Source organism: Pontibacter burrus, from assembly GCF_010686685.1.
In the GTDB taxonomy this organism is placed as follows: Bacteria; Bacteroidota; Bacteroidia; order Cytophagales; family Hymenobacteraceae; genus Pontibacter; species Pontibacter burrus.
Map to the genome: position 1 here is coordinate 260,246 of NZ_JAAGWD010000005.1, position 19,661 is coordinate 279,906.

Here is a 19,661-nt window from a genome sequence, read left to right on the forward strand (position 1 = left end):
TAGTTGGTTCGCGCTTGCTGGTTTTCTTTCCCTTTAAAAAGCGAAGCATTACCTATAGCTGTAAGTATAAACCCTTAAATCCGGACCGACTGCTAGGAGCAGGCACAACCTAAACCGTTCAGCGGCAGTTAATCCTGCTTAGTATACTTAAGCTGATGTATGGGAATAACTAGAGAGATAGGCGCACATTATGTACCCGAAACGGGCACGACATTTACGGTTTGGGCACCTGAAGCAGAGCAGGTAGACGTAGTAGTCCATGGAGAGAAGAAGCAAACTATAGCCATGCAACGGGAAGCTTTCGGCTATTGGGTAGGCTTGTTTGAAGATGCCAAACCCGGCACACGCTATAGTTTTAAACTCAACAACGAGAAAGAATTACCCGACCCGGCCTCCATGTCGCAACCCGATGGCGTGCATGATTCTTCGGAAGTGATAGACCCAAACTATAGCTGGACCGACCAGAACTGGAAAAACCTGCCGCTGGAAGAATACATTGTATACGAGCTGCACGTGGGCACTTTTTCAGAAGAAGGCACTTTTGAAGGGATCATCAATAAACTACCGGAACTGAAAGATTTAGGCATAACCGCTATTGAGATCATGCCGATTGCGCAATTCCCGGGCAGCCGGAACTGGGGCTACGATGGCGTTTACCCTTTTGCTGCGCAGGATAGTTATGGCGGCGTTGAGGGACTTAAAAAATTAGTGGATGCCTGCCACAAAGCTGATATTGCGGTGGTACTGGATGTAGTCTATAACCATTTGGGTCCGGAAGGAAATTACCTGAATGAGTTCGGGTCTTACTTTACCGAGAAATACAACACGCCCTGGGGAGCTGCCCTGAACTTCGATGATGCCTATTCCGACCACGTACGTAATTTCTTTTTCCAGAATGCGCTGATGTGGTTGCGCGATTTCCATGTAGATGCCCTGCGCCTGGATGCCGTGCATGCGATACTGGATACCGGAGCCAAACATTTTCTGCAGGAACTTCAGGAGCATGTAGATCATCTGGCAGAACAACAAAACCATACTTATTATCTGATTGCCGAAAGTGACCTGAACGACGTGCGCCTGATCAACCCGATAGAGCAAGGCGGCTATGGCCTGGCAGCGCAGTGGATGGACGATTACCATCATGCCATCCACACCATGGTAACCGGCGAGACGGAAGGCTACTATGCAGATTTCGGGAAGCGGGAGCACCTGGTAAAAGCACTGAAACACTCCTTTATTTACAACGGCTCTTACTCCGAGCACCGCAAACGAACTATAGGCACAGATGCCACGGATAACCCGGCCAAACAGTTTATAGTTTGCTCTCAGAACCACGACCAGGTAGGTAACCGCATGTTAGGCGAGCGCCTGACGCAACTGGTTTCGTTTGAGATGCTGAAACCGATTGCCGCACTGGTTCTGCTTTCGCCTTACACGCCGATGCTGTTTATGGGCGAAGAATACGGCGAAGAAAATCCGTTCCTGTTTTTTGTGAGCCATACCGACAAGGACCTGGTGGAAGCTGTGCGCAAAGGCCGCAAGGATGAGTTTAAGGCGTTTGCCTGGCAGGGAGAAGCGCCGGACCCGCAATCCGAAGAGACCTTTAACAACTCCAAACTACAGTACAACTATACCCACAGCGAGAAACATAACCAGCTGCGCGAGTTTTATAAAACAGTCATCCAACTCCGGAAATCTATAGTTAGTAAGCTTAGCAAAGAGCACCTGCAGGCATCGCTGAACGAACATGAAAACGTGCTTGATTTTACCCATACTTCGGCAGGAATCCGCTGCATTATCAACTTCAGCAAGGAGGAGCAAACTATAGAACTTGGTGTAAAAGGCTGGCAAACTATACTTGATTCTGCTGATGAAAAATGGGGCGGACCGGGCAGCAACTATAGTTCTGAAAATACCATTCTGCAACCTGAGTCCGTAGTAGTACTTCAGGCAAGCAGATAGATATGGAGCGATACATTTGCATACACGGGCACTTTTACCAGCCGCCGCGCGAAAATCCCTGGCTCAACGAAGTAGAGCTGCAGGAATCGGCGCGACCGTACCACGACTGGAACGAGCGTATTACCGACGAATGCTACGCGCGCAACTCCGCCTCCCGCATCCTGGACAACGACGGAACTATAGTTGACATCCTGAACAACTACGCCTGGATGAGCTTTAACTTCGGGCCTACGCTGCTGGAGTGGATGGAGAAGAAAGCACCTGAAACCTACCAGGCTATACTGGCTGCGGATAAGGAAAGTCAGGAGCGGTTTTCGGGACACGGCTCGGCGCTGGCGCAGGTGTATAACCACATGATCATGCCGCTGGCCAACGAGCGCGACAAACACACGCAAGTGTTGTGGGGAATTTATGATTTTAAAAAGCGCTTCGGCCGCAACCCGGAAGGCATGTGGCTCGGTGAAACAGCTGCCGATACACCTACGCTGGAAGTGTTGGCCGAGCATGGTATTAAGTTTACGATTTTGTCGCCGTACCAGGCCAAGAGCTACCGCAAAATAGGGGAACATGATTGGCACGATGCCACCAATGCGCAGATAAATCCGAACCGGCCGTACCTGGTCAACCTGCCATCTGGCAAAACTATAGTTGTGTTCTTTTACCATGCACCCGTATCTCAAGGCGTGGCGTTTGAGGGCTTGCTGCACAACGGCGAAAAGTTTAAGAACCGGTTACTGGGCGCGCTGGATTACAATAACGATGAACAGCAGCTACTACACATTGCCACCGACGGCGAAACCTATGGTCACCACCACCGCTTCGGCGAAATGGCGCTTTCCTATACGTTGCATCATCTGTATCAGGAGCAACAGGCAAGGCTTACTATTTATGGCGAGTACCTGGAGAAATTCCCGCCACAGTACGAAGCGCAGATCATCGAGAAAACATCCTGGAGTTGCGTTCATGGGGTGGAACGCTGGCAGAGCGACTGCGGCTGCAATACCGGTGGTCACCCAACCTGGAACCAGAAATGGCGCAAACCATTACGGCAAGCTTTCGATTGGCTGCGCGACGAACTGGAATCACTTTATAATTCTCAGATGCAGCAACTCGGTGCCGATCCGTGGCAGAGCAGGAACAACTATATCCAGGTTATCTCCGACCGGTCAGAAGCAAATGTACAGGCATTTATTCGTGCGCATACTTCCCGGGAGTTAACTATAGAAGAGCAGCGCACTTTTCTACAATTGCTGGAAATGCAGTACCACGCCATGCTGATGTATACCAGTTGCGGTTGGTTTTTTGATGAAGTGACCGGTATCGAAACCATGCAGGATATTTTGTATGCTGCCCGTGCTCTGCAACTGGCCGAAAGCATTAGCGGACAAGACTATGAAACCACTTTTCTGCAGATTTTGGAGCAGGCAGAAAGCAACGAAGATGACTATAAAAATGCCGCAGAAGCTTACCCGGCCATCGCCAAAACCACCATGCTTGACCTGTTACGCGTGGGCGCCCATTATGCGGTATCATCCCTGTTCTCAGACTATGCCAAAGAGAGCAAACTATACTGCTATAATGTAACATCCGAGCAACACGAGGCAGTAGAAGCCGGCCGACAGAAACTGGCGGTTGGCCGTGCCCGCATCCGTTCGAACATCACCTGGGACGAAGCAACTATAACCTACGGCGTGCTGCACATCGGTGATCATCAGTTGCTGGGCGGCGTGCGTGATTTCCGGGGCGATAATGCTTTTCAGGAGATGTACACCGAAATGGAAGATGCTTTCAGCAAAGGAATGATCAGTGAAGTGATCATGCTGCTGGACAAACATTTTGAATCGCACAACTACTCTTTCTGGCACCTCTTTCGCGACGACCAGAACCGGATCCTGAACAAGGTATTGGGCTACACCATGCACGCCATTGAAGGCGATTTTGAGCAGGTATACTATAACAACTACCCTTTAATGGCAGCCATGCATACGCTGAATGTAACGCTACCGCGCCCATTAAAGGTGATTGTGGAGTACATGCTGAATAAAAAGATGCTGGATGAAGTGAACGCCGAAACTCCGGACCTGGAAGAAATGAAGCGCCTGAACGATCAGGCCAAACGCATGCAGCTCACCTTCGATCGGGAACAGCTCACCTTTGCTATTTCGCAGCGAATGGAGCGTTTTATGCAACAATTGGAGCAGCAACCAGATAGCCTGCAGTTCATTAACCAGCTGAACGAACTACTTCCTGCACTGCACAATACTACCCTGCAACCCGACCTGTGGCAGGCGCAAAACATCGCCTTCCGGATAAAACAGCAACACTACGCCAACCACCCTACCGACTCCGAATGGAGCCAACTTTTTACCAAGCTATATGACAACTTAAATCTGAAAGTATAAATGACCTATATACCACTGGCTACATACCGGCTGCAGCTTTCGCCGAACCTGAAATTAAAGGAAGTAAAGGCACTGATCCCTTACCTGCACGACCTGGGCATCAGCACTATTTATGCGGCACCACTTTTTACCGCCGCGCCCGGCAGCGAGCATGGCTATGATGTAGTTAATCCACACCAGATAAACCCGGAAATAGGAACGCTGGAAGAACTGGAAGAGGTTGCCGAAGAACTGCGCAAGTACAACATGGGCTGGTTGCAGGACATCGTGCCCAACCACATGGCCTACCACCCTACCAACGTGTGGCTGATGGATGTGCTGGAAAAAGGGCAGAAATCCAACTTCTATAGTTTCTTCGACATCAATTTCACCCACCCCGAGTTTGAAGGCAAGGTGATGGTGCCGTTCCTGGGCGAGCCGCTGGAGAAAGTGCTGGAGCAAGGTCAGCTAAAACTTACCTTTGATGAGACCGGCTTCCATATCGCTTATTTTGACAATGTGTACCCGGCAAGTATAAACTCCTACCCTTACCTGCTGCAGAAACTGGCTGATGAATCCGGTGATCAAACTATAAAAGAGCACCTGCAGCACTTAGAGCAAACTATAGCTTCGGATAAGATAGACATTGCGCGCTGGCAACAGGCAAAGCAGGCGTTACATTCAACTATAAACAAAAGTGCTGCGCTGGAGAAACTGCTGGAAACTGTAAACTCAGATCAGAAGCAATTACAGGAACTGCTTGACCTGCAGTTCTTTAAACTATGTTTCTGGCAGGAGTCGCAGCAGAAGATGAATTACCGCCGCTTTTTTACAGTAAATGACCTGATCTGCCTGAGCATCGAGAAGCCAGAAGTTTTTGAAAAATACCACCAGTTCATCAAACAGCTTTGTCACCAGGGTTTAGTACAGGGCCTGCGCGTAGACCACGTAGACGGCCTTTTTGACCCGGATAAGTATTTGGTGCAACTCCGTGAAATGGCCGGCGATGAGAAGTATATTGTGGTAGAGAAAATTCTGGAAGGCGAAGAAGTGATACCCGATTACTGGCCTATACAAGGCAACTCGGGCTACGATTTTTTAGCGTGGGCGAGCAACGTAATGACTGACCCTTCGGGAAAAGAAAAGCTGACCGAATTATACCAGCGTGTAGTACCCACCGCCACCACCGATTACGAAAAACTGGTATTCGATAAAAAGCTGTTTATACTGGAGAAACGCATGCAGGGCGAACTACAGAACCTGCTGCGCCTGCTGCAACACCTGCAGATCGTGCCTGAAGAAGCGGAAGAAACCTGGTACCATGCCCTGGCCGTGTGGCTGGCATCCTTCCCGGTTTACCGCGTGTATGGCAACAGCTTTCCGCTGCCCGATGTAGCCCATGAAGTGATTGAGAAAGCGTATGCAACTGCACTGGAGAAGGCTCCTGAACGCCAGGAACAACTCGACGCCATTCGTAAAATATACCAGCCTAACTTAAGTGAACCAGAAGACCTGCTGCGGGATAAACTATACTTTGTAATGCGGAGCCAGCAGTTCACGGGACCGCTGGCTGCCAAAGGGGTGGAAGATACTACCTTTTACAACTATAATCGTTTGCTCTCGCTCAACGAAGTGGGCAACAGCCCGGAGATTTTCAACCTGCCACCCGAACGTTTCCATGAGCACATGCAACGCAGGCAGCAGCATTTCCCGCATTCTATAAACGGTACGGCCACCCACGACACCAAGCGCGGCGAAGATGCCCGGATGCGCATCAGCGTGATCAGTGAGCTGCCGGAAGAATGGGAACAGAACGTGCAGCAATGGATGGATTTTGCCGTGGTTGTAGCTCCGGGTATGGTACCGCGCCGCAACGACCTGTACTTTATTTTCCAGGCGCTGCTGGGCGTGATGCCGATGGATGAAACCATTGATGACACCCTGATTGAGCGGGTGCAGGAGTACATTACCAAAGCCCTGCGCGAAACCAAAGCTCGCACCAACTGGACCAACCCAAACGAGGAATACGAAGAAGCTACCAAAGAACTGGCCAGTAAACTGCTCAAGAGTAAGCGCTTTCTGGATATGTTCCTGCCATTCTGCCGTAAACTGTCGCACTATGGCTGGCTCTATAGTTTAAACCAGTTGCTGCTAAAACTTACCTGCCCCGGTGTACCCGACATTTACCAGGGCTGCGAGTTCTGGGACCTGAGCCTGGTAGACCCGGATAACCGCAGGAAAGTAGACTATAGTCTGCGCCAGGATTCGCTGGACAAACTACAGGCTGCTGCTACAGGTGACCAAACAGAACTGCACCAGCAACTGCTGCAGCAACCTGAAAACGGACAGGTGAAACTATACCTGCTGTTCAGAACGCTGGCTGTGCGCAACAACTTCCGGGAAGTGTTTGAACAAGGCGAATATATTCCCTTGGAAGCTACTGGGAAGTATAAGAACCACGTGTTAACCTACGCAAGAAAGTATAAAAATCAATGGGCTATAGTTGTTGTGCCGCTCCTACTTACAAAATTGACTGATGAAAAAGGCTTACCATCAGGTGATCCGGTTTGGGGGGATACCGAACTCGTACTACCAAATGGTGCGCCACAGCAATGGCAGGACGAACTGGGGAATAAAAAGCTCACGGGCAGACTAAAATTAGCCACTCTTACCGAAACATTCCCTGTTGTACTCTTAACCGGAACAAACGCATGATCATACCACATCGCAGCTGCGGCATTTTACTGCATATCACTTCGCTTCCATCTAAATATGGTATCGGCGATCTGGGGCCGGAAGCCTATAAATATGCTGACCAACTCGAAGCAGCCGGACAACGCTACTGGCAGATACTTCCGCTAAACCCAACCGAAACAGGCATGGGCAACTCACCTTACAGCAGTCACTCTGCTTTCGCCGGTAATCCCTTGCTTCTGAGTCCGGAAATGCTGGTAGAAGATGGCTTGCTGGAGAAAAAAGATCTGAAACACGACTATAGTTTTCCGGATGACAAGGTCGATTACGAAGCGGCTACACTGTTCAAAAAAGAGATTTGGCTGAAGGCTTATCTGAACTATGAATCCCAAAAACCAAAAGCGCTAAAGAAGGAGTTTGATGCTTTCCTGGAAGAGCACAGAGACTGGATAATCGACTATAGTTACTTCGTGGTTTTTAAAGAGCACTATAGTGAAAAAAGCTGGGTAGAATGGGACAAAGATATCCGCACAAGAAAGGAAAGTGCGATGCTGAAACTTGCCGAAGAACAGGCCCTGAAAATAGAGCAGCAACAGTTTCTGCAGTTCCTGTTTTACCGCCAGTGGAACAACCTGAAAGCTTACTGCGAGCAGAAAGACATCCATTTCATCGGCGACATGCCTTTTTATGTGAGCCACGATAGCGCCGATGTGTGGGCCAATCCGCAATACTTTAAGCTGGATAAAGACGAACGACCAAGTGCCGTGTCGGGTGTGCCGCCCGACTTTTTCAGTGAGACCGGACAACTATGGGGAACGCCAGTGTACCATTGGAAAAACTTGGCCAAACACAACTACGACTGGTGGCTCCGGCGCATCAATCATAACCTGCAACTTTTCAGTCTGCTGCGCCTCGACCACTTCCGGGCTTTCTCTGCCTACTGGGAAGTACCGTCCGGTGAAGAAACAGCCATCAACGGGAAATGGGTAAAATCACCGGGGCATGAGTTGCTCACGCTTATAAAACAGCACCACCCCGAAATGCCCATCATCGCCGAAGACTTAGGTGAAATAGACCAACCAGTGCGTGACCTGATCAAGGCTTTTGACCTGCCGGGTATGCTGGTTTTACTGTTTGCATTTGAAAGTAATGAATATGCCTTTGAGAGTTCGTTTCTGCCGCATAACCACACCCAAAACAGCGTGGTGTACACTGGCACCCATGACAACGCCACAGTAAAAGCCTGGTTTAAAGATGCCAAAGCAGCAGACCGAAAAATGTTCAGTAATTATGTACATCAGGAGGTGACACAGGATAATGTCCACGAAGTTATGTTGCAATTAGCCTATAGTTCTGTCTCCCAGCTGGCTATTGTTCCGGTGCAAGATGTGTTGGGGCTTGGTCACGAAGGGATCATGAATAAGCCGTCTACCTCCAATGGCAACTGGCAATGGCGGCTGCAAAAGAACCAGTTCAATGCAAAGCTAGTGAAGTGGTTGAGGCAGCAGGCCGATACGTATGGCAGGGTTGTGGATCAGCGATTAAAGGGATTATCCTGATTTATGGGGTTGGAGTTATGGTTCTATAGTTACGGTTAATCCAACCACCCCTGCCCCTCCTTGTCTAAGGAGGGGAGCTTTTTATTGCTCCTGCCTCTGTCATCCTGAAAGGATCTTGGAAGAAGAGACAATAAGACTTTGCTATAGATAGAGCTATATTTTTATAGTTAGCGTTCCAACCCACCCCTACCCCTCCTAGAAGGGAAATTGCTGCTACTGCCAAACAAAAGCTATACATCTATAGTTACAGACCACGAATAGGCAGGCTGCGCCTGCCACAAGGAACTACTACCACGAAAAGCGATGCAACTATAACTCCTCAAATTATAGAAACTATAGCTATCGATTGATTTCAGTCTTTGGGTTGAGCGCCTTGTAGATTTCTGGTGCCGCTAGGCATTGCGAGGAACGAGCAAAGGAAATGTACACCGCGCGATGCCCAAAGACGGGGCCTCGCGGCCGTGAGCGCACCAAAGCTAGATTGAAACGATAGGTAAGTAAAGCTCCCAGGATAAGAAGTAACTATGAAATGAACTGCTTGTGGCAAGTGGCAACTATAGCTGATTATAGAACAATAGGTTCAACAATAGTTCGCGATAGATTTCTCGCTACACTCGAAATGACAGTAGTTAACTATAGACCATATAAGATCTCCCGGCTATCGATCGGGATGATAGGAAAGGTATAATAAGGTTTTATTGTCTTCGAATTGAAAAGTTCGATCAATAATCTACAGTTACATAGTTTGTTATGTCAAAGGAAAAGGTTATTTTAGAAGGACCTGTGAGTAAAATCTAAGGCACATCCTTCACCCTAACCCTGAAACTATGGCTTACGCAACCACCGACCTCGCCTTAGGCACAAAAGCACCCGACTTTGCCCTGCTCGATACGGTAACCGGTAAACTGTTCTCGCTGCGCGATGTGGCAGGCGGCAAGGCTACTGTAGTTATGTTTATCTGCAATCATTGTCCTTATGTGCTGCATGTTCTGGACAAGGTAGTGGATGTAGCCAGAGACTACCAGCAGCGAGGTGTAGGTTTTGTGGCGATTAGCGCGAATGACGTAGCCACACAACCACAGGACGGGCCTGAACAGATGAAAGCGCTCGCAACAGAACATGCTTTCCCGTTCCCGTACCTCTACGACCAGACCCAACAGGTGGCCCGTACCTACCAGGCAGTTTGCACGCCGGAGTTCTTTGTATTCGATGCCAACTTAAAACTTGCTTATCATGGGCAATTTGATGACGCACGGCCTAAGTCTGACACACCGGTTACCGGACAGGACCTGACACAGGCACTGGATGCGCTGATACAAGGAAAGCAACCATCCGGAGAGCAACAACCCGCCGTAGGCTGCGGCATTAAATGGAAGTATCCGTACTAGCGGGCATCTTCTCTGAGCTTTCCTGAACTAACTCTGCCATGGCTGTCGCGTGATCCAGGTAATCAGATGTGTAGGAATTATCGGCTGCGTGTATATACAAGGCTGTGTTGCCTTTCACTGTGTTGATGATCTCCTGGTGTTCTTCCATGGGCAAAGCCGGACAGCCCAGGCTGCGTCCTAGTCTGCCTGTCTGTTCTATAATGCTGGGGTTGGCGTATTCGGCTCCATGGATCACAATGCAACGGTCCAGGGCATTGGTATTGAAGCCCTCATCCACTCCATCGAGCCGCAACGACAAACCATGTTTGCCCCGGTAAATATCCTGGGTTACATAAAACCCGATGCTGCTCATAAACGATTTGTTGTCGTTAGAGAAATTCTCGGCAAACTCTACTCCCGAATTCCGCCCATGCGCCACATAGGTATGATGCAATACCTCTTTATTCTCTATGTCAATCACCCACAACCTTTTTTTAGATGATGATTTTGTAAAATCAACCATTGTAAGCACAGGCTTGTCGGATAAGTAGCCCTCATGTTTCAGGTTATAGTAGCCGGTAAGGGCCTTACGAAAAACCTCGTATTTCAGTCCTTTGCTTGAGAGCTGCATTTCGTTGTACAGGCTGAAAGCTACCTGGTCGAACTGCATCAACTTAAAACTTGATACACTGCTTGGCAGCTGTATTTGCTTTAGCTGTGCCAGCGCTTAAAGTCGATGCAACGGGGGTGAGTATAAACGGAGCAAACAAAGGAAGTAATCGCCTGGCTACTCTTCGTTTTCTGGTCTGTAATCTTATTCTCTTTGTCATCGGTCGTACATTTTACCAACATCACATCTCTTTTTTACGCCTTGTGCGCCACTACAGTTTATCAAGAGCATACAGTACAGGTTAAAACATTCGCTCTGGATGGCATTTTTTCTGCTGAAAAATGGTTCTGCCTATTATGATGGATATGCCTTTCCCGAAAACGAATACCACACTATACTTCATCTTTTTCACGGTTCTTGTTCTGATCATGACTGGCTGTAGCAAAAGCACTACGTTGCAGACTGTTTTCCAGAAACAGACACCCTATGAAGCTTACGCCGCCTCACTCAGAAATGCCAAACTGCTGAACACCGCTCTGGGCAGTAAATGGTTAGGCGCCAGCGAAGAAGCGATGTTGCAGGCACAACAAATAGTGTTGCCATATAAGGAGACAGGCTTCTTTGCTGCCGAAAGCCCGCGTGCTGCTGCTTACCAGCTGGAGGCAAAACAGGGCGAGAAACTAGTGATTAACCTACAGGCAAATACCAATGAGCCGACTACGCTGTTCGTTGATCTTTTTAGTCTGACTCCAGATGGCACACTCAAACATTTAGCCTTTGCCGACACGGCCACCAACAAGTTGGTATTTGAGGTCGAAGAAGACCAGACTTACCTACTGCGGCTACAACCTGAATTGCTACGCAACGTGCAATACACGCTAGCTATAACGGTGCAGCCAACGCTGGCTTTCCCGGTGCCAGGCCGTAGTAGCCGGAACATTTCCAGTGTCTGGGGCGACCCACGGGATGCAGGTAGCCGCCGCCACGAAGGTGTAGATATTTTCGCCCCGCGTGGCACACCTGTCATTGCTTCGTCGGCTGGTTATATTTCGCAGGTAAACACAACACTGCGCGGCGGCAAAGTAGTATGGCTCACAGATCCGGGCCGCAGGCACAGTCTATATTACGCCCACCTGGATGAGCAACTGGTAACAACCGGGCAGCGTGTGGAAGTGGGTGACACGATAGGTTTGGTGGGCAATACCGGTAATGCCGGTACCACGGCACCGCATCTGCATTTTGGAGTTTACCGGTATGGGCGCGGTGCTGCTAACCCCTACCATTACCTGCATCAGCCGCCAACCAAATTACCAAATGTTACTGCTAACCTGGCTCATTTAGGCGAATGGGTTCGGATTGCTACAAAGCAGGCGAACATCAAGCAATTGCCGACATCTAAAAGTGTGTTGAAAAGCAGCCTGCCGCGGCATACGCCCTTACAGGTTCTGAGTGCTACTGCCAGTTGGTATCGTGTCGCCTTGCCCGATGGTACTCAGGGTTATATTGCCAGCAGCATTACCCAGCAGGTAACCAAACCAATAAAGCAAAAAACGCTAGCAAAACCAGAGCAGTTACTCACTGAAGCCCGACCGAACGCCATTGCAAAAGAAAGTTTAACCGCTGGCACCGTAATAGCCGTACTAGCCAACTATAACAACTATAGTCTGGTGCGCAATAAAAAGGGCGATATGGGTTGGCTTTACCAGCCAGAGAGTTAATTCCTACAGTTTGCTTTTCACCAAATGCTGTTTTGTGCCTATATTTGAAGGCAAAGTGCCGCATGTTTTATTTCTAAACAACCTACTTATTTGAAGTTAGCCGCCATCGATATCGGGTCAAATGCTGTCAGATGCCAGATTTCCAGTGCCCTTACCCAAGATACCAGTGTTATTTTCAAGCGGATAGAATACATCCGGTATGCCATCCGTTTCGGCGAGGATGTTTTCAACTCAGGCTATATCAGCGACCTGAAGGTTCAGAAATTTGTGAAGCTGCTGCATGCTTTTCAGCTGCTGCTGGATGTGCACGACGTGGATCATTTTATGATCTGCGCGACATCAGCCATGCGGAACTCACAGAACGCTCCCGAAATTCTGAAATTGGTTCAGGATACGCTCGGCATTAACATTCAGGTAATAGACGGTGAGGCAGAGGCAGAACTGATCAACAAAGTGATTGTGAACTTCCTGGATGAACGCAACTACCTGCACATAGACGTTGGTGGTGGCAGTACCGAGTTCAACATTTATGTAAACCGCGAGAAAGTGGCATCGCAGTCGTTTGAACAGGGTTCTATCCGCCATATGCACGGCCGCGACTCTGAAGAACTCTGGAATAAAATGCGCCTCTGGATAGAGGAAAATGCCCGTAAATATCACCTTTCCCGCGCGATCGGTACAGGAGGTAACATCAATAAAATTTACGACCTGGCAGGTAAAACACCCGGCAAACCAATTTTCCGGAAGCAGATAGAGGAAGTGTTTGCCTTGGTATCAAGCATGACCATGGAGGAACGCCTGACCAAACTACTCCTGAACCCAGACCGTGCAGACGTAATTCTTCCTGCCGCAGAAATCTATCTTTCTGCAATGAAGTGGGCAAAATTAGAGAGTATGATGGTACCGAATGTGGGCTTGAAAGATGGCATGATTCATTCGCTTTATGAGCAGTTTCATACTGAGCGATTTGTTATTGGCGGGATAAGTTAAGTTTGGTTTAATGTCCTATAGTTCTTTTACTTGTCATTTCAAACACTCTTGAGACGCGAGTCGAAAAGAGCCAGCGTAGCTGAGAGAAATCTATCGCAGACTATCGTTTTATAGTTAACTATAGTTGCAACTGGAAACAAGCAGTTTCTTCCAAACTACCTCATATCCTGGGAGCTTTACTGGCCTATAGTGCTATAGATACTTTGGTGCGCTCACGGCCGCGGGGCCCCGTCTTCGGGCATCGCGCGGTGTACCTTTCTTTTGCTCGTCCCTCGCAATGCCTGGCGGCACCAGAAATCTACAAGGCGCTCAACCCAAAGACTGAAATCACTTCGATAGCACAACTATAGTTTGGTGATAAGCTGTCATTGCATCGCCTTTTCGTGGTCATAGTTTCGTGGGGCAGGCTGCGCCTGCCTGCTCGTGGTCTGTAACTATAGCATGATTGTATAAACTATAGCTGGCGGCAATTCCCCTCTTGGGAGGGGTAGGGGTGGGTTAATTAGCAACTATAGAACTATAAGGCAAACTATAGCAAAGGCAGAGATTGTCCCCCTTTGAAGGGGGTAGGGGGATGATTAACCGGAACTATAGAACGATAGTTGCCAACTATAGCAAAAGCCTTAATCCTGAAAATCCATTCATCCTGCAAATCCTGATTCAGACAAAAGCCTGTCCCTACCGGGCAACTTGAGTTACAAACTCAACCCCATCGTTGGACACGGCTTACAAACCCACGCCAGCGAAATATATCACTGCAGCAACTATAAAACTATAGCCACCCACCATAGCAAAAGCCCAATCCCATAAATCCATTAAATCCCCATTAATCCCGGTTCAGACAACTATATTACCATCTACGTTTACCGCCTCCTAGTAAGCCGCCTAGCAAAGAACCTAAACCACCGGAGCGCATACTTCCATACCCACGGCGCCCGCTAAGGCCGCCAAGTATGGAGATTATGGAACCTAAGCCCCCGCCATAGTTGCGACCGCCGTACATCCCCCCGCCCATCATACCTCCGCCTAGTAAGCCTCCTAACAGACCGCCACCCATCATGCCGCCTATGCCTCCCATTTTGCCACCGCGTCGGCGCATCATGCCTGATATAACCATAGGTGCCAGAATGCCCAGTATGCCGGTAACCATGGCCGGAGAAATCCCTGCATTTTTAAACATATCGCCGAATCCACTTTTGTTCAAAAACGACTGAGAGGTTGGGTCTTCTCCCTGCTTTTTTGCTTCATCGGCTTTATCTACAAAATTATCCAGAATGCTGTATTGCTGCTGGTCGATGCCCAGGTACTCCGACACTTCTTTTATGCGTTGCTGCTCGTCTGGAGTGTACTGTCCATCGGCCTTAGCGAAACTGATGATATCGGTTACAAAAGAATATTTCAGCTGACTTCGCTTGAGCACATCCAGGCATTTTTCCAGGTTGATAATGTCCGGGTTTTTGGCTACCTGGGCTACCTCCTGCTGCACGTTTTGAGGCAGTTCTGCTGCTTCGGCCATCAGCTGCAGAAACTGCAGTTCCTCCTCAGTGGTTTTGCCGTCGGCAGATGCCATAATAGCCAGTGCGCCAAAATAGGCACCTTTTTCTTCCTGCGAGTAATCTTTAAGTAGAGTGGTCTGTTCCTGTTCCATAGCTTTGTGTTGTATGTAGACTTGTACTAACGACAGCATTAGTGACGGGTTGGTGTAAACTATAGTTTTTGCCGGGGTACTGAAACAAAAATCCCCAGCTATAAACTATAGCCGGGGACTTCACCTTTAGCCAAAGGTTTTTATTAGTTCATTGGTATTTCCATCAGTAACAACTCAGCATCAGAAGAGGCCTTTATACTGATCGATTCGGTATCATAAATACCAATACCATCGCGCTTGTTTAGTTTTTCACCATCCAATTCCACTTCACCATCTATTACAAAAGCATACACGCCATTACCGGTTTTGCGTAGTTTATAGTCTTCTGCGAACCCCGATTTAAGGGTGCCCAATGTAAACCATGCATCCTGGTTTATCCAGATGCTTTCCGCATCTTTTACCGGTGACACAACTACCTGCAGCTTGTTCTGGCGGTCTTCGGGGTTAAAGGTTTTCTGCTCGTAGCGCGGTTCTATGTTATGCTCTTTCGGGAATACCCAAATCTGCAGAAAGTTAACCTTATCTGTTTCAGAGTTATTGAACTCTGAGTGTGTTAAACCACTACCCGCCGACATGATCTGCACATCGTTCGTTCTGATAACTTTCTTGTTTCCGGAACTATCCTGGTGCGCTAGTTCGCCCGATATCGGAATCGAGATGATCTCCATGTTGTCGTGCGGGTGCGCGCCAAAACCCATGCCCGGTGCCACTATATCGTCGTTCAGCACACGCAACACCCCGAAATTCATGCGCTCCGGATTATAATAGCCTGCAAAGCTGAATGTGTGGTGAGAATCAAGCCAACCGTGATAGGCATGGCCTCTCGTATTTGCTCTATGGATTATCTTCTTGCTCATATTTTTTATGATAAGTAACCTGCTCTGTTACTTTGCTGATACAAATATAACACTATTTAATGTATATACATTAAATGTACAGACATTTTTATACAAAAAATATTTTCTCTACTTTACTAACTAGCTAATAAGTTGATAAAGAAAGCGTTTAGTTTGAACATGAATTACATTTAGTCTCAATCAGGATTTTCAGGATTTAGGCTGTGGCTGTGGCTATAGCTTAAGCTATAGTTCTTTAGTTACGAATTAACCTCCCCCTCCCAAGAGGGGAATTTCGCTATAGTTGATGCTATAGTTCTATAGATACGTCCACGAGCAGGCAGGCGCAGCCTGCCCCAAGGAACTACAACCACGAAAAGGCCATGCAACTATAGCTAAGCATTAAACTATAGGTTAGCTATCGAAGTGATTTCAGTCTTTGGGTTGAGCGCCTTGTAGATTTCTGGTGGCGCAGCCATTGCGACGCAGGAGCAAAAGAAAGGTACACCGCGCGATGCCCGAAGACGGGGCCCCGCGGCCGGGAGCGCACCAAAGCCAGCTATTAAACGATAGGCATGTAGAGCTCCCAGGATCAGCAGTAACTATAGCTCAAACTGCTTGTGTCCATTAAACAACTATAGTTAGCTATAGGACATATGAGATGTCTCGGCTAACACTCAGGATGACACTGAAACAACTATAAGCTTAACTCAGGATGACAGAGGAAAACTTATAGACCTAACTTCCTCAACGCTAATAAACACAAGGCAACAGAACCGGAAACGTTAATCTTACCACTCAGCACCATCTGCTCCACATCTTTCACAGGCACAAGCAGCACTTCGATGTTTTCTGATTCATCCAGATCTTGTTCGGCAACTTTGTAGGCATTGCGGGCCAGGTAGAAATATATTTTGTTTGTGTCTTTAGTAGGGTTGTCAATTACTTCCAGCACCAGCTCCATGTCATCAGAAGTATAACCGGTTTCTTCCAGCATCTCACGACGGGCAGCTTCCATAGGGTTGGTTTCATGGTCGTCAATTACACCGCCGGGCAACTCAATAAACACATTGCTGGCTGCATGTTTATATTGTCGCACAAAAATAACCTGCCCATCTTCGGTAACCGGGAACGTTAGCACTACATCCGGGCGCACACTTACATAGTAGTCATCCAGCACTACACCATTTGGCAGTTCTACCTCATCGCGGCGCAGTTTGTACCACTTCTCGTTTACCACCATCTCCGAGCTTAGTGTTTTCCAGGGTTGTATTTTGTCTTCTGTTGTATTCATGTGTTAATAGGCATTAAAAAGCCACGTCTGCAAGTATAGCAAACGCGGCTTCTAAATCTTATAGTTACGGTTTATTTCTTCCTGTTATCACCGGTTATTCCGGCTAAAATAATTTTAATGAGTGACTGAGCGAATAATAAAGCGGGAAATTAAATAAACCTCAGGTAGATCATCCAGCACTTAAACTGTTACCACAGCTTTTAGCAGTTGTTTGTAGATATGGCTGTAATCCTGTGCCATCTGGTCTGCAGTATAGCCATGCGAGCGTTTCACAGAACGGCAGGCCATAATATTTCGGCAGAATTCATCCTCTATCAGGTTATTGATGCAGTCGCGCAGGTCATCGGCGCTGTTCGGATCCACATACTTGGCGGCATTTCCCCAGATCTCGGCCTGGCTCTCTGTTTTGCCTACCACCAGCGCACACCCCGACATGGCAGCTTCTAAGATTGTTAAGCCGAATGGCTCGTATTTGGCCGGCAAAACATAAATAGATGCTCTCGAAAGCCAATCTGATACTTCTTTGTTTGTAAGGTGACCCAGGAAGTGCACATTCTCCAGCTCCACATTTTTGCCGGTGGCAGGGTGTTTTCCTTCGCCAGCAATATACACAGGCCACTGCAGGTCAGATGCAATGTGCGCCAGCATGGATATGTTCTTGGCTTCATCCCAGACACGGCCCAGGCTGAAAACAAACGGTTCTTTGCGGCCAAACTGGAAGTTGTGCTGCCCACGGCCGTTATAGATCACGGCCTGTTGTTTAAACGGACCATACAGTTCTTCTGCCTGGTGCATCATGGCCTGCGTTGGCGCCACCACGAAATCAGCAGCCTGTAACCCTTTTGCTACCAACTCTTTATATTTATTCCATTGTTTTGGGGCGTCTTCATCTTTTACTGCTTTCCACCAGCTCATTACACAGGAATGCACCACTACCATGACCGGCTTGCCCCAGTCCAGGCTGGCGTGTACCATACTGTTCAGGTGAATCAGGTCGGGTTGCACTTCATCGCGCAGCTGCAGCAGCCACTCCCCTGCTTTTTCTACATCCTCCCAGGGGTTATCCATCCACTCAAGCTTATAGTTGCTTTCGTAAAGGGTAAGGTTATCTATAACTTCTGTTTCGCGTCGCTGTTCCTCGTTTAAGGGTTCACCCATAGTAGCCAGGGCTACTTTTGTTCCGTATGGTGCCAGTGCCCTGATCAGTTCCAGCGCATATGTCCAGACGCCACCAACCGTGTCCGCCGTCATCAGAATCTTCGAAGGGTGATGATGTGTTTCCATGTTCTTTCCTCCCGTAAATTTTATCTAATACTTTTGTTTATAAATTCTACCATGTCTTTACTGTTCTTTTGCTCCTGAATATGCTCTGGTAAGTATCGTTTTCTGCAACTCTTAAAATCTAGAAAGTGCTCTCTCAGAACCATCCGGGTAAGATGTAAGCTAGTAGAGTGCTATGCCAGTGTTGTTTATTTATTAAAAAGGTATGAGTGCCGTATTTCGGGATGCTATAGTTCCCGTGCTACGGTTTAAGCCACTGCTTTTATACCTTTGATTTAATTCCTGTGTATCGCGTCTGCGGATATCAAATTACACCCGGGTAGCGCCAGTTACAGAACCGGGTATTTAGCTGCTGTTTGCTTCAATTAAAGAATCTGTCAACAACCGTTATGCAGATAATTCTTTAACCAGGCTTAGCTAGTATTCTTTCCGGTGCACACTCTTACGCGTTCACTAAAGTTTCTGTTTGTCAATTCCTTCACTTTTTCGGGGTTCTTATCAAGTTCTATCGATTTTTATAGTTTACTCAGCCACACAGATCAGTAAACTTTGCTATTGCATCTTTAAACCCCTTACCAATACAGGACTATATTCTGAAAACTAATTTGCTGTAGCATAACCACTTTACTATATTTCGGGACAGGCAGGAAGTACCCACATCCGAAGTCGCCAAACTATAACCCCAGCCACATGAACTTCACCCAAGACCTAAACCTGCAAACAGATAAGGTGCTACTCCGTCCGTTTCAGCCATCAGACCTTGAAGCGCTGCAAACTATAGTTATCGACGAAGACATCTGGCGCTATATGGCTACTAAGGTAGCGTCAGATACGGAGCTGGGTTACTGGGTTTACAATGCAGTAAAGGACCGGGAAAAGCAGCAACGCTACACTTTTATGATTGTTGATAAGGCAACTGGCAACCTTGCAGGCAGTACTGCTTACGGCAACATATCTATAGTTGATAAACGGCTGGAAATTGGCTGGACCTGGTTGGGAAAACCCTACAGGGGAACCGGGCTGAACCGCCATTGCAAGTTCCTGCTGCTGCACTATGCTTTCGATGTGCTGGGTTATGAGCGGGTAGAGCTGAAGACCGATGTGCTGAACCTGCGCTCGCGCCAAGCTATGCGCAAGATCGGTGCTACCGAAGAAGGCGTACTTCGCAGCCACATGCAAATGCACGACGGTCGCCGCCGCGATACCATTTACTATAGCATATTACGCCATGAATGGCCTTCTATCCGTGAAACTATCTTCTTAGATCTGAGTACCGCGAAACAAGTTTAAGCTACACCGTATAGTTGAGAAACAAACTATA

13 protein-coding genes are annotated in these 19,661 nt (G+C 48.0%); 8 read left to right on the top strand and 5 right to left on the bottom strand.

Annotated features, from left to right (window positions below; all coding sequences use genetic code 11):
• The first annotated feature begins 159 nt into the window (after positions 1-159).
• The 5 genes from treZ (at position 160) to GXP69_RS12730 (ending at position 9,984) form a co-directional block, all read left to right on the top strand.
• Positions 160-1,962, top strand: coding sequence for a malto-oligosyltrehalose trehalohydrolase (gene treZ, locus GXP69_RS12710; RefSeq protein WP_163915450.1), 1,803 nt, complete (start codon positions 160-162; stop codon positions 1,960-1,962).
• Between the two features lie 2 nt (positions 1,963-1,964).
• On the top strand, positions 1,965-4,364 hold the full coding sequence (locus tag GXP69_RS12715) for a DUF3536 domain-containing protein (protein ID WP_163915451.1): 2,400 nt from the start codon (positions 1,965-1,967) through the stop codon (positions 4,362-4,364).
• Entirely contained in the window at positions 4,365-7,058 is a 2,694-nt protein-coding gene (gene treY / locus GXP69_RS12720) for a malto-oligosyltrehalose synthase (RefSeq protein WP_163915452.1), read from the top strand. It begins immediately after the preceding gene.
• A complete protein-coding gene (gene malQ / locus GXP69_RS12725; RefSeq protein ID WP_163915453.1) occupies positions 7,055-8,596 on the top strand; it encodes a 4-alpha-glucanotransferase in 1,542 nt (513 codons plus the stop codon). The genes treY and malQ overlap by 4 nt, the downstream gene beginning before the upstream one ends.
• An 827-nt stretch (positions 8,597-9,423) precedes the next feature.
• A complete protein-coding gene (locus GXP69_RS12730) occupies positions 9,424-9,984 on the top strand; it encodes a thioredoxin family protein (protein WP_163915454.1) in 561 nt (186 codons plus the stop codon).
• Here the strand turns inward: GXP69_RS12730 and GXP69_RS12735 are convergent.
• Positions 9,962-10,633, bottom strand: coding sequence for a murein L,D-transpeptidase catalytic domain family protein (locus GXP69_RS12735; RefSeq protein WP_204282018.1), 672 nt, complete (start codon positions 10,631-10,633; stop codon positions 9,962-9,964). The genes GXP69_RS12730 and GXP69_RS12735 overlap by 23 nt on opposite strands.
• 281 nt (positions 10,634-10,914) lie before the next feature.
• Between GXP69_RS12735 and GXP69_RS12740 the strand changes: the two genes are divergently transcribed.
• A complete protein-coding gene (locus GXP69_RS12740) occupies positions 10,915-12,291 on the top strand; it encodes a M23 family metallopeptidase (RefSeq protein WP_235925701.1) in 1,377 nt (458 codons plus the stop codon).
• Positions 12,292-12,381: 90 nt separating this feature from the next.
• Positions 12,382-13,281, top strand: coding sequence for a Ppx/GppA phosphatase family protein (locus GXP69_RS12745; RefSeq protein WP_163915455.1), 900 nt, complete (start codon positions 12,382-12,384; stop codon positions 13,279-13,281).
• Between the two features lie 850 nt (positions 13,282-14,131).
• On the opposite strand, the gene GXP69_RS12750 is transcribed toward GXP69_RS12745, so the two are convergent.
• The 4 genes from GXP69_RS12750 to GXP69_RS12765 form a co-directional block, all read right to left on the bottom strand.
• Entirely contained in the window at positions 14,132-14,929 is a 798-nt protein-coding gene (locus GXP69_RS12750; RefSeq protein ID WP_163915456.1) for a tellurite resistance TerB family protein, read from the bottom strand.
• Between the two features lie 143 nt (positions 14,930-15,072).
• Positions 15,073-15,786, bottom strand: coding sequence for a pirin family protein (locus GXP69_RS12755; RefSeq protein WP_163915457.1), 714 nt, complete (start codon positions 15,784-15,786; stop codon positions 15,073-15,075).
• 709 nt (positions 15,787-16,495) lie between these two features.
• Complete coding sequence (locus GXP69_RS12760; protein ID WP_163915458.1) at positions 16,496-17,059, bottom strand: NUDIX hydrolase; 564 nt, start codon at positions 17,057-17,059, stop codon at positions 16,496-16,498.
• A gap of 180 nt (positions 17,060-17,239) precedes the next feature.
• On the bottom strand, positions 17,240-18,343 hold the full coding sequence (locus GXP69_RS12765) for a glycosyltransferase (RefSeq protein ID WP_235925703.1): 1,104 nt from the start codon (positions 18,341-18,343) through the stop codon (positions 17,240-17,242).
• 687 nt (positions 18,344-19,030) lie between these two features.
• On the opposite strand from GXP69_RS12765, the gene GXP69_RS12770 reads away from it, so the two are divergent.
• Positions 19,031-19,630, top strand: coding sequence for a GNAT family N-acetyltransferase (locus tag GXP69_RS12770; RefSeq protein WP_163915459.1), 600 nt, complete (start codon positions 19,031-19,033; stop codon positions 19,628-19,630).
• Positions 19,631-19,661: the final 31 nt, after the last annotated feature.